We start from the raw sequence: 10,352 nt of genomic DNA on the forward strand, positions 1-10,352 counted from the left end.
TGCCAATCAATCAAGGAAGAAAGAAGACCCGATGCCGCGTGGAAGATCCGCCACCTATGACGACCAGCGCGAGTTCATCCTTGCGCAGGCCGCCCAGCTGTTCGCGCGCCGCGGCTATCCCGCCACCTCGATGAACCAGGTGGCCGAGGCCTGCAATCTCTCGAAGGCCACGCTCTACCACTACTACAAGGACAAGAGCAGCCTCCTGATCAGCATCGCCGAGACGCATGTGTCCAAGCTCGCCGCGCTGGTGGCCGAGGAAGAGGCCTCGACTCACACTGACGAGGAGCGCCTGCGCCGCTTCATCTACCGCATCGTCGAGGAATACGCCGGCGCACAGGACGCCCACCGCGTGCTGACCGACGACGTGCGCTTTCTGGAAGAAGAAGACCGCGAGCGCGTGCTGAACCAGGAGCGCGAAGTGGTGGCGGGGTTTGCGCGTGCCGTGTCGGCCTTGCGGCCGGGCGCGCCGAGCGACGACCTCGCCAAGCCGCTGACCATGCTGCTGTTCGGCATGATCAACTGGATGTTCACCTGGATGAAGCCCGGCGGCCGGCTCGACCATGCGTCCATTGCGCCGATCGTGGCCGACCTGTTCCTGGGCGGCATCGGCGCGGTGAAGTCGCCGCCAGCACCCCAGCTGGATTCCGTCAAAGAATCCGGTTGAACCAGAGCAGTGAGAGCCCCGCCGACGCCAGCGTGAGGATGGCTGCGCCCAGCGCAAAGAGCGCCGAGATCTCGGTTTCCTTCTTCTCGACCGTGAGCCGCGAGCTCAGCGTTTCGTAGACCTTCTTCAGGTCGGCGGCGGTGCCGGCGTAGAAGTATTCGGCCTGCGTCTTGTTGGCCACGGCCTTGAGCGTTTCCTCGTCGAGCCGCACGCGCATCGACCAGCCCTCGAAGCCGATGGTCTCGCCATCGACCGTGCCCACGCCCACCGTGTAGATGCGCACGCCGCGGTCGGCTGCGGCCTTGGCGGCATCGAGCGGATCGACGCCGGTGGTGCGCTGGCCGTCGGTCAGCATGATGACGGCGGCCGAGGTGTAGGAGCCCGGCGCCACCGGTGTGAACTCCTTGGCCTGCTTTTCCGCCTGGTCGATCGGCGTGCCGCGCTGGCGGCTGGGCGCGCTGAATTGCGAGACGTCGATGCCTGCATCGGGGAACAAGGTGGCGAGCGACACCACGATCGCATTGCCCGTGGCGGTGGCGCGCTGCAGCTGGAAGCTGTCGATCGCGGTGATCAGGTCGTCGTGGTTGGTGGTGGGCAGCTGCGCCACCTGCGCGCTGCCCGCGAAGGCCACGATGCCCACCTTGACATGGCGCGGCAGGTCCTTGATGAAGCTCTTGGCCGCCTCTTGCGCCGCGACCAGCCGGTTGGGCAGCACGTCGGCCGCGCGCATGCTGCCCGACACGTCCATCGCCAGGATGATGGTCTGCTGGTTCGACGGCAGCATCACCACCGCCATCGGGCGCGCGGCGGCCACCAGCATCGCGGCCATGGCCAGCAGGAACAGGAACGGCGGAATGTGCCGGCGCACGCTCTGGCCGGCGCCCATGGCCTCGCGCACGATCGACAGGCTCGCATAGCGCATCGCGAGCTTCTTCTTGCGGCGGATCAGCCAGATGTAGAGCAACACCAGCAGCGGCAGGGCCGCCAGCAACCAGAGGAATTGAGGCCAGAGAAATGTCATGCTGCCACCGCCTTCATGCTGCCCGGGCCGATGCGCATGCGGCGCTTGCGCAGGTCGGCGAAACGAACGATGGCTTCCACCAGGTCGTCGCTGGTCGAAAGCTCCAGTGCGTCGACACCCGCTTTCGATAGCGAGGCGCGCAGCGTGGCCTCGCGCTCGGCGGCCAGCCGCGCGAAGCGCTTGCGGAAGCCGGCGTCGTGCGTGTCGACCCAGAGCTGCTCGCCGGTTTCCGCGTCGCGCAGCGGCACCAGGCCGAGGTCGGGCAGCTCGAGTTCGAGCGGGTCGAACAGGCGCACGGCAATGACTTCATGCCGCTGCACCAGCTGGCCGAGCGGGCGTTCCCAGCCGGGCTCGCTCAGGAAGTCGGACACCACGAACACGGTGGAGCGGCGCGGCATCAGCGTGGCGGCCGATTTCAGCAGGTCGGCCAGGCGCGTCATGCCTTTTTGCGCGGGCGCGGCCTCGGCCTTGCCGGCGCGGCGCTCCATCGCATGCAGCAGGTGCAGCACGTGGCGGCGGCCGCTGCGCGGCGGAATCACCGCCTCGAGGTCGGTGCCGTAGACCAGTGCGCCCACCCGGTTGCCGTGGCGCGTGAGCAGGCGCGCGAGCACGCCGACGAAGCCGGCGGAGATTTCGCGCTTGGCCTTGAGGCCGGAGCCGAAGTCGACCGAGCGGCTCAGGTCGAGCACGAACCAGGCCGCCATCTCGCGGTCTTCGGTGAAGACGCGCACATGCGGCGTCTGCAGGCGGGCGGTGACGTTCCAGTCGATGTGGCGCACGTCGTCGTGGTGCTGGTATTCGCGCAGGTCGGCCAGGTCGAGCCCGGTGCCGCGCATCAGCGTGCGGTAGTCGCCCTGCAGCAGGCCATCGAGGCGGCGGATCACGGTCCATTCGAGCCGGCGCAGCGCGCGTTCCGTTCCACCGGCCTCGGCGATGAGCCGTTCGTCGTTCGCGGCCGCAGGGGCCTTACGCCACCAGCTTTTCATAGGAAGCCGGGGAACACCGCGGAACCGGCTTTGCCGGGCCGCCGGTGTTGCCCCCTTGAGGGGGGAGTCGAGCTACACGAAGTGAGCGAGGGACGGGGGTGGGTCATTTCAGGCCACCAGCTTTTCATGTTCGAGCGGTTTGGGAGGAGCGGGAACGGCCTTCATGATCTTCTCGACCAGGCCGTCGGGTGTGAGGCCTTCGGACAAGCCTTCGTAGGAAAGCGTCACGCGGTGGCGCAGCACGTCGGGCACCAGCGCGGTCATGTCCTCGGGCAGGGCGTAGCTGCGGCCGCGCAGCAGCGCGAGTGCGCGTGCGCCTTCGGTCAGGCTGATGCTCGCGCGCGGGCTCGCGCCGAAGGTGATGAAGCGGCGCATGTCCTTCAGGCCGTGCTTGTCGGGCGTGCGCGTGGCCGACACCAGCTTGACCGCGTACTGGATGAGCGAGGGATCGACGTACACGCGCCGCGCCTCGGCCTGCAGGGTGGCGAGCTGCTCGGTGGTCGCCACCGGATTGACCTCGACCAGCGAGCCGATCACGCGCTGGACGATGACGAACTCTTCCTCGTCGCTCGGGTAGTCGACCAGCACCTTCATCATGAAGCGGTCGACCTGCGCCTCGGGCAGCGGATAGGTACCCTCGGTTTCGATGGGGTTCTGCGTGGCCATCACCAGGAAGGGGCGCGGCACCTTGTGCGTCTCGCCGGCAATGGTGACCTGGCGCTCCTGCATCACTTCGAGCAGCGCGCTCTGCACCTTGGCCGGCGCGCGGTTGATTTCGTCGGCCAGAAGCAGGTTGGCGAACACCGGGCCCAGCGAGGTGCTGAACTCGCCGGTCTTCTGGTTGTAGATGCGCGTGCCCACCAGGTCGGCCGGCACGAGGTCGGGCGTGAACTGGATGCGCTTGAACTGTCCGCGCACGGTGTCGGCCAGCGTCTTGATGGTGAGCGTCTTCGCAAGGCCCGGCACGCCCTCGACCAGCAGGTGCCCGCCCGCGAGCATGGCCACCATCACGCGCTCCAGGAAGCGGTCCTGGCCCACCACCACGCGCTTGACCTCGTAGAGGATCTGCTCCATCAGCTCGGCCGTGGCGGGAGAGGTGGAAAAGGGGTTCTCTGTGCTCATGCGGGGCCTCTCGGTAAACAACAATCGAAAGCGTCGGGGGATGTTCCTGGCTAGAACGGCGGCGAGCCCGCGGCCGAGGCCGCGTTCTCTATGGGCACCGCAAAGCCGATGCCGATGAAGGTGCGCTGCTGCGTGGGGTTGAGGATGGCGGTGACGATGCCCAGCACCTCGCCGTCCATGTTGATCAGCGGGCCGCCCGAGTTTCCGGGGTTGGCAGCGGCGTCGAACTGGATCAGGTTGCCCAGTTCCTGCTTGCCTTCGGGCGAGCGGAACGAGCGCTTCAGGCCCGACACCACGCCGGCCGACACCGAGGGGCCGATGCCGAACGGAAAGCCGACCGCGGCCACCTGGTCGCCGGGCTGCAGGTCTGCGGTCGAGCGCATGACGGCGGGAATCAGGTCGTCGGGGATCTTCTGGGCCTGCAGCACCGCGAGGTCGTTCTCGGGCTGCACGCCGGTGATGGTGGCCACGGCCTCGAGTCCGTCGGAGAAGGTGACCTTGATGGTCTCGGCGCCGGCCACGACGTGCAGGTTGGTGAGGATCACGCCCTTGTCGACGATGACCACCCCGGTGCCCACGCCGCGCTCGACCTCGCCCGGAGGCGCATCGGCTTCGGGCGGCTTGCCCTTGGCCATGTTGCGGCCGCGCTTCTGGGTCTTGGCCTCGGGCGTGGCCTTCTCGGGGCCGTAGCCGACCACCCGCACCACCGAGGGCCGCACGATCTCGGCGGCCTTTGCGGCGGGCGAGGGCAGCGTGTGGGTCTGCAGCGTGCGCAGCACGGCCGAATCGATGTCTTTCTGCGTCAGCGCCTTGCCCTGCCGGGGCCACCAGGTGGCGCCGCCTGCAACCAGCGCGGCGCACAGCACCAGCAGGAATGCGAAGCTGCGCCGGCCCGGCTGCCAGCCGGCCTTCGCGTGCGGCGGGGGTGGCGCGCCATTGCCTGCTGCGCCCTCGGGCGACGGCACGGCAGCCTCTTGGGCCGCGGAATCGGCCGCTTGAGGCAGCGTGCGGGGCGAACGGCTGTAGAAAGCGGGCCTGCGCATCGGGGCACCTCCGGCAAGGGATGACGGGTCAGTAGGGAGTCACAGTAGCACGCTTTCTTCTGCCTTGCATCCCTTCGGGCATCATCTGGCCATGGCTGTTTTTGTCGATACCCACTGCCACCTCGATGCGCCCGAATTCGGTGCGGAAATGCCGCTCGTGCGTGCACGGGCCGCCGAAAGGGGCGTGGTGCTGTGCGTCATTCCCGCGGTGGCGGTCTTCAACTTTGCGACCGTGCGCGAGCTCGCGCGGGTGCAGGGCGACGCCTATGCGCTGGGCATCCACCCGCTGTGCACCGGCAATGCAGAGGAGGCCGACCTGGAGGCACTCGATGCCGAGCTTGCCGCGCACCGCGGCGATCCGCGGCTGGTTGCGGTCGGCGAGATCGGCCTCGACTACTTCGTGGAAGGGCTGGACAGCGACAAGCAACAGCACTTCTTTCACACTCAGTTGCAACTCGCGCGCAAATACGATCTGCCGGTGCTCATCCACGTGCGCCGCTCGGTCGACAAGGTGCTCAAGCACCTGCGGCAGACCGCGGCCGGCCGGCCGTGGCAGGGCATTGCCCATGCGTTCAACGGCAGCGAGCAGCAGGCCGCGTCCTGCATCGGGATCGGCCTGAAGCTGGGCTTCGGCGGCGCCGTGACCTTCGACCGCGCATTGCAGCTGCGGCGGCTGGCGGCCACGCTGCCGCTCGAATCGATGGTGATGGAAACCGATGCACCCGACATCCAGCCGCATTGGCTCTACCGCACCCAGGCGCAGCGCGCGGCCGGCGAAGCGCAGGGCCGCAACGAGCCAGGCGAGCTGCCGCGCATCGCCGAAGTGGTGGCGCGGCTGCGCGGCATCGGCATCAATGAACTGGCCGAAGCCACCACCCGCAATGCGCTCGCGGCGCTGCCGCGGCTCGAAGGCCTCCTGTCCTTGTCGGAAGGCCGGCCGCACACCGCGTAGGCCGACATCCCGTCTTGCGATGGCGCAACGAAGCCTGCGGGTTTGCTGTCATCCTCGGTGCTCGAAGCGGCGTTTCTTGTCCAGTGGCAAGTTCGTCACTCCAGCATCTCATCCCAAAAGGAGCTTTCGCATGAACACATCTTTCATCCGCACCGTGCCTGTCGTGCTCGCCCTCGCGCTGGCCTCCATCGGCGTGTCCGCCGTGGCCCAGACCACCGCCGCTCCGGCCACCGCAGCGCCGGCGCCAGCCACCGCGGAGCCCAGCACCACCGAGAAGGTGAAGGAAGCCGGCAAGGACGCGGTCGATGCCACCAAGCGCACGACCAAGAAGGCCGTGAACGCCACCGAGCGCGGCACCAAGAAGGCCTGGAACGCGACCAAGCGCACCACCAAGAAGGCCACCAATGCCACCAAGAGCGTGGCTGCCAAGACCGGCGACGCCGTTGAAACCGCCGGCCACAAGACGGCCGACGGCATGCGCAGCGCCGGCAAGGCGATCGGCGAGAAGGTGCCCGGCACCGCCGAGAACGAAGCCGCCAAGAAGTAATCGGAATTCGCCTTTAGAAAAACCCGCTTCGGCGGGTTTTTTCATGGGCGGGCGACAGTGCCAAGATAGAGCCTGTCCATGAACCCACCCAACGCATCCGACACCGGCAGCCCCGTGCTCACGGGCCTGGCCCCCATCGTCTCTCCCGCCACCGTCGTACTGATCCTGGGCAGCTTCCCGGGCGTGCGCTCGCTCGAACTGCAGCAGTACTATGCGCATCCGCAAAATCAGTTCTGGAAAATCTTGCAAGCCGTTTGGCCCCACCATCCGCTCCCCATGGGCGCAGACAGCTATCCCGAGAAGAAAAAGTGGCTGCTCGAGCGCGGCCTGGGCGTGTGGGACGTGTACGCGGCCTGCGAGCGCGAGGGCAGCCTCGACTCCGCCATCCGCGCGCCCGTGGCCAACGACATCGCGGGCCTGCACCTGCCCCGGCTCGCGGCCATTGCGCACAACGGCGGCGAGAGCTTCAAGCATGCGCGCCACACGCGCACCCTCGGGGTGCCGGTCTACCAGCTGCCTTCCACCAGCCCCGCCAACGCGTCGTGGAGCTTCGAGCGCAAGCTCGAAGCCTGGCGCAAGGTCTTCGACGCCCACCACCTTCTTTGATGGCCACGAGCAAAACTCCCGTTCTCCCCGAAGTCAACTTTTCCGATTGGGGCGACATCCGCTACCTGCACCTGGGCACCGAATGGGTCCAGGGCTCGATGAAGCTCGACGCGCCGTTCGAGATCGAGCTCGAATACGTGCAGCGCATGATGGCCTGGCTGCTGTTCGCCGACCCCAAGAGCGTGGCCAGCCGCCATGCCATGCAGCTGGGCCTCGGCGCGGCCACGCTCACCAAGTTCTGCCGCAAGACGCTGCGCATGCGCACCACCGCGGTGGAACTGAATCCGCAGGTGGTGTCGGCCTGCCGCGGCTGGTTCAAGCTGCCGGCCGACGACCCGAAGCTGCGCGTGGTCATTGCCGATGCCGCGCAGGAGATCCGCAAGCCCGAATGGCAGGGCACGGTCGATGCGCTGCAGGTCGACCTCTACGACCATGAAGCCGCCGCGCCGGTGCTCGACAGCGAAGACTTCTACGCCGACTGCCGCGCGCTGCTCACCGAGGACGGCTGCATGACGGTCAATCTCTTCGGCCGCTCGTCGAGCTACGAGCGCAGCCTCGAGAAAATCGCCGGTGCATTCGGCGCCGATGCGGTCTGGGCCTTCAAGCCGACGCGCGAAGGCAACACGGTGGTGCTGGCGCAGCGCGCACCCAGCCGGCCCAAGCGCGAAGCCCTTGCCGAGCGCGCCCAAACGATCCAGACTCGATGGGCCCTGCCCGCGCCCAAATGGCTGCGCGTGTTCAAACCGCTGAATCCCACCCTCACCCGACCGTCCGGCCCATGAGCGCTGTTTCCGCCCCCGCATCCCTGGCCGCCCGCCACGAAGGCCCGCTCGACCTGCGCCGCCTGATCGAATGGCTCGCCGCCGACGGCGTGATTTCTCCGGTGGAAGCCAAGCGCACCATCGCGCGCTGCGCCCAGGCCGAGAGCCGGCAGGCGCCGCTGGTGCGGCTGGCCAACGTGGCCATGACGCGCGAGAGCGACGGCAAGCCGCTCGACCTCGAAATGCTCACGCAGTGGCTCTCCGGCCGCGCCGGGCTTGCCTACCTGCGCATCGATCCGCTCAAGGTCGACGTGGGCAAGGTCGCCGACACCATGAGCGCGGCCTACGCCGAGCGCCACAAGGTGCTGCCGGTGCAGGTGCTGCCCAACGAGGTGGTGGTGGCCACGGCCGAACCCTTCCTGACCGACTGGATCGCCGAGGTGGAACGCCAGTCGCGCCGCACCGTGCGCCGCGTGGTGGCCAACCCCACCGACATCCAGCGCTACACGGCCGAGTTCTTTGCGCTCGCCAAGTCGGTGCGCGCCGCGCAGAAGGCCGGCGGCAACACCGGCGGCGCGAGCTTCGAGCAGCTGGTGGAGCTGGGCAAGAGCACCAAGCAGCTCGACGCCAACGACCAGAGCGTGGTGCAGGTGGTCGACTGGCTCTGGCAATACGCCTTCGACCAGCGCGCGAGCGACATCCACCTGGAGCCGCGGCGCGAGCAGGGCGTGATCCGCTTTCGCATCGACGGCATCCTGCACCCGGCCTACCAGATGCCCATGGGCGTGATGAACGCGATGGTGTCGCGCATCAAGCTGCTGGGCCGCATGGACGTGGTCGAGAAGCGCCGCCCGCTCGATGGCCGCATCAAGACGCGCAACATGCGCGGCGACGAAGTCGAAATGCGCCTTTCCACCCTGCCGACCGCCTTCGGCGAGAAGATGGTGATGCGCATCTTCGACCCCGACACCGCGGTGAAGGACCTCGACGCGCTCGGCTTCGCGCAGCACGACGCGCAGCGCTGGGAACAGCTCGTCACGCGGCCCAATGGCATCATCCTGGTGACCGGGCCCACGGGCTCGGGCAAGACCACCACGCTGTACTCCACGCTCAAGCGCGTGGCCACCGAAGAGGTCAACGTGAGCACGGTGGAAGACCCGATCGAGATGATCGAGCCTTCGTTCAACCAGACGCAGGTGCAGCCGCAGCTCGATTTCGGTTTTACCGAAGGCCTGCGCGCGCTGATGCGGCAGGACCCGGACATCATCATGGTCGGCGAGATCCGCGACCTTGCCACGGCCGAGATGGCGGTGCAGGCCGCGCTCACCGGCCACCTGGTGTTCAGCACGCTGCACACCAACGACGCGCCAAGCGCCATCACGCGGCTGATGGAACTCGGCGTGCCTTCCTACCTCATCAACGCCGTGATGCTCGGCGTGCTGGCCCAGCGGCTGGTGCGCACGCTGTGCCCCAACTGCAAGCAGCCCGACGACACGGTCACGCGCGAGAAGCTCGAGACCATCGTCAAGCCCTGGCAGATCACCGGTTCGGTGCGCGCCTACAAGCCCGTGGGCTGCGTCGACTGCCGCATGACCGGCTACATGGGCCGCATGGGCCTGTACGAGCTGCTGAGCATCAGCGAGGACTTCAAGGCCCAGGTCACCAAGGAGCCCAACCTGGCCGGGCTGCGCCGCCAGGCCGTGATCGACGGCATGCGCCCGCTGCGCCTGGCCGGGGCGCTGCGCATCGCCGAAGGCGTCACCACCATCGAGGAAGTGCTGAGCGCGACGCCGCCGCTGGAGTGAAGCAGCGGCCGGGCCCCCGGGGTTATCCCTAGGCTTTCGGTTAGTGGAATCCACATCGAGCTGACCACCAGCTGACCAGACAATCTCGCATCGAAATTTGTTCGAGGAGACTGTTCGTGAAAATCAAGAGTCAGAAAGACTTTTTCTCGGGTCTGATGTTTACGGTCGTGGGCGTGGCGTTCGCATGGGGCGCCACCACCTACAGCGTAGGCAGCGGCGCCCGCATGGGGCCGGGTTATTTCCCGTTGATGCTGGGCATCCTGATGGCCGTCATCGGCCTGGGGATCATGTTCAGCGGCCTGACCGTCGAAACCACCGACGGCGAAAAGATCGGCAAGTGGGCCTGGAAGCAGGTCGTGTTCATCCTGGGCGCCAATCTCGCGTTCGGCATCCTGCTGGGCGGCCTGCCGAGCCTCGGCGTGCCGGCCATGGGAATGATCATCGCCATCTACGCGCTCGTGATCATCTCGAGCCTGGCGGGCCATGAGTTCAAGCTTCCCAGCGTGCTGATCCTGGCCACCGTGCTGGCCGTCGGCAGCTATGTCGCCTTCATCTGGGCGCTGAAGCTGCAGATCCAGGTCTGGCCGACCTTCATCACCGGTTGAGAAGAAAGCGCGCAAATGGAATTGTTTGAACACCTCTCGATGGGTTTTGGCGTTGCCTTTACCTTCACCAACCTGCTGTACTGCCTGGTCGGCTGCATCCTGGGCACCCTGATCGGCGTGCTGCCGGGCATCGGCCCGGTCGCGACCATCGCGATGCTGCTGCCCGCCACCTACGCGCTGCCGCCCGTGTCGGCGCTGATCATGCTGGCCGGCATCTACTACGGCGCGCAGTACGGC

12 protein-coding genes are annotated in these 10,352 nt (G+C 67.4%); 8 read left to right on the forward strand and 4 right to left on the reverse strand.

Annotation, left to right across the window (positions count from 1 at the left end; translation table 11 throughout):
- Positions 1-31 precede the first annotated feature (31 nt).
- Positions 32-667 carry a TetR/AcrR family transcriptional regulator gene (locus tag AC1DSC_RS31835; RefSeq protein ID WP_012746389.1) on the forward strand — a complete coding sequence of 212 codons (636 nt, stop codon included), beginning with the start codon at positions 32-34 and terminating at the stop codon, positions 665-667.
- Here the strand turns inward: AC1DSC_RS31835 and AC1DSC_RS31840 are convergent.
- The 4 genes from AC1DSC_RS31840 to AC1DSC_RS31855 form a co-directional block, all read right to left on the reverse strand.
- Entirely contained in the window at positions 651-1,688 is a 1,038-nt protein-coding gene (locus AC1DSC_RS31840) for a VWA domain-containing protein (protein WP_012746390.1), read from the reverse strand. The two genes, AC1DSC_RS31835 and AC1DSC_RS31840, sit on opposite strands and share 17 nt — an antisense overlap.
- Positions 1,685-2,674: a DUF58 domain-containing protein gene (locus AC1DSC_RS31845; protein ID WP_012746391.1), complete on the reverse strand. Its 990-nt coding sequence runs from the start codon at positions 2,672-2,674 to the stop codon at positions 1,685-1,687. Before AC1DSC_RS31845 ends, AC1DSC_RS31840 begins: the two co-directional genes overlap by 4 nt.
- A 108-nt stretch (positions 2,675-2,782) precedes the next feature.
- Positions 2,783-3,796 (reverse strand): AAA family ATPase, encoded by a 1,014-nt coding sequence (locus AC1DSC_RS31850; RefSeq protein WP_012746392.1) that lies wholly within the window; start codon positions 3,794-3,796, stop codon positions 2,783-2,785.
- 50 nt (positions 3,797-3,846) lie between these two features.
- Positions 3,847-4,839: a S1C family serine protease gene (locus AC1DSC_RS31855; RefSeq protein ID WP_012746393.1), complete on the reverse strand. Its 993-nt coding sequence runs from the start codon at positions 4,837-4,839 to the stop codon at positions 3,847-3,849.
- A gap of 91 nt (positions 4,840-4,930) precedes the next feature.
- Here AC1DSC_RS31855 and AC1DSC_RS31860 point away from each other — a divergent pair, with 91 nt between their 5' ends.
- The 7 genes from AC1DSC_RS31860 to AC1DSC_RS31890 all read left to right on the forward strand — a co-directional run.
- Positions 4,931-5,791, forward strand: a complete 861-nt coding sequence (locus AC1DSC_RS31860; RefSeq protein WP_062362993.1) for a TatD family hydrolase — start codon at positions 4,931-4,933, stop codon at positions 5,789-5,791.
- A 130-nt stretch (positions 5,792-5,921) separates the two neighbouring features.
- Positions 5,922-6,338: a hypothetical protein gene (locus AC1DSC_RS31865; protein ID WP_018906470.1), complete on the forward strand. Its 417-nt coding sequence runs from the start codon at positions 5,922-5,924 to the stop codon at positions 6,336-6,338.
- A gap of 78 nt (positions 6,339-6,416) precedes the next feature.
- Complete coding sequence (locus AC1DSC_RS31870) at positions 6,417-6,944, forward strand: DNA-deoxyinosine glycosylase (protein ID WP_012746396.1); 528 nt, start codon at positions 6,417-6,419, stop codon at positions 6,942-6,944.
- Complete coding sequence (locus AC1DSC_RS31875; RefSeq protein ID WP_012746397.1) at positions 6,944-7,726, forward strand: spermine/spermidine synthase domain-containing protein; 783 nt, start codon at positions 6,944-6,946, stop codon at positions 7,724-7,726. The genes AC1DSC_RS31870 and AC1DSC_RS31875 overlap by 1 nt, the downstream gene beginning before the upstream one ends.
- Complete coding sequence (gene tfpB, locus AC1DSC_RS31880; protein ID WP_012746398.1) at positions 7,723-9,510, forward strand: type IV pilus assembly ATPase TfpB; 1,788 nt, start codon at positions 7,723-7,725, stop codon at positions 9,508-9,510. Before AC1DSC_RS31875 ends, tfpB begins: the two co-directional genes overlap by 4 nt.
- A 116-nt stretch (positions 9,511-9,626) precedes the next feature.
- Positions 9,627-10,115: a tripartite tricarboxylate transporter TctB family protein gene (locus tag AC1DSC_RS31885; protein WP_012746399.1), complete on the forward strand. Its 489-nt coding sequence runs from the start codon at positions 9,627-9,629 to the stop codon at positions 10,113-10,115.
- Between the two features lie 15 nt (positions 10,116-10,130).
- Positions 10,131-10,352, forward strand: a 222-nt coding sequence (locus tag AC1DSC_RS31890; RefSeq protein WP_478129075.1) for a tripartite tricarboxylate transporter permease, incomplete at its 3' end; no start/stop codon positions are given.

Source organism: Variovorax sp. 01N425, from assembly GCF_056399465.1.

What these genes read in the sequence shown, in the direction of transcription:
- AC1DSC_RS31835 (WP_012746389.1), top strand. Translation starts at nt 32, where the DNA reads ATGCCGCGTGGAAGATCCGCCACCTATGACGACCAGCGCGAGTTCATC.
- AC1DSC_RS31840 (WP_012746390.1), bottom strand. Translation starts at nt 1,688, where the DNA reads ATGACATTTCTCTGGCCTCAATTCCTCTGGTTGCTGGCGGCCCTGCCG.
- AC1DSC_RS31845 (WP_012746391.1), bottom strand. Translation starts at nt 2,674, where the DNA reads ATGAAAAGCTGGTGGCGTAAGGCCCCTGCGGCCGCGAACGACGAACGG.
- AC1DSC_RS31850 (WP_012746392.1), bottom strand. Translation starts at nt 3,796, where the DNA reads ATGAGCACAGAGAACCCCTTTTCCACCTCTCCCGCCACGGCCGAGCTG.
- AC1DSC_RS31855 (WP_012746393.1), bottom strand. Translation starts at nt 4,839, where the DNA reads ATGCGCAGGCCCGCTTTCTACAGCCGTTCGCCCCGCACGCTGCCTCAA.
- AC1DSC_RS31860 (WP_062362993.1), top strand. Translation starts at nt 4,931, where the DNA reads ATGGCTGTTTTTGTCGATACCCACTGCCACCTCGATGCGCCCGAATTC.
- AC1DSC_RS31865 (WP_018906470.1), top strand. Translation starts at nt 5,922, where the DNA reads ATGAACACATCTTTCATCCGCACCGTGCCTGTCGTGCTCGCCCTCGCG.
- AC1DSC_RS31870 (WP_012746396.1), top strand. Translation starts at nt 6,417, where the DNA reads ATGAACCCACCCAACGCATCCGACACCGGCAGCCCCGTGCTCACGGGC.
- AC1DSC_RS31875 (WP_012746397.1), top strand. Translation starts at nt 6,944, where the DNA reads ATGGCCACGAGCAAAACTCCCGTTCTCCCCGAAGTCAACTTTTCCGAT.
- tfpB (WP_012746398.1), top strand. Translation starts at nt 7,723, where the DNA reads ATGAGCGCTGTTTCCGCCCCCGCATCCCTGGCCGCCCGCCACGAAGGC.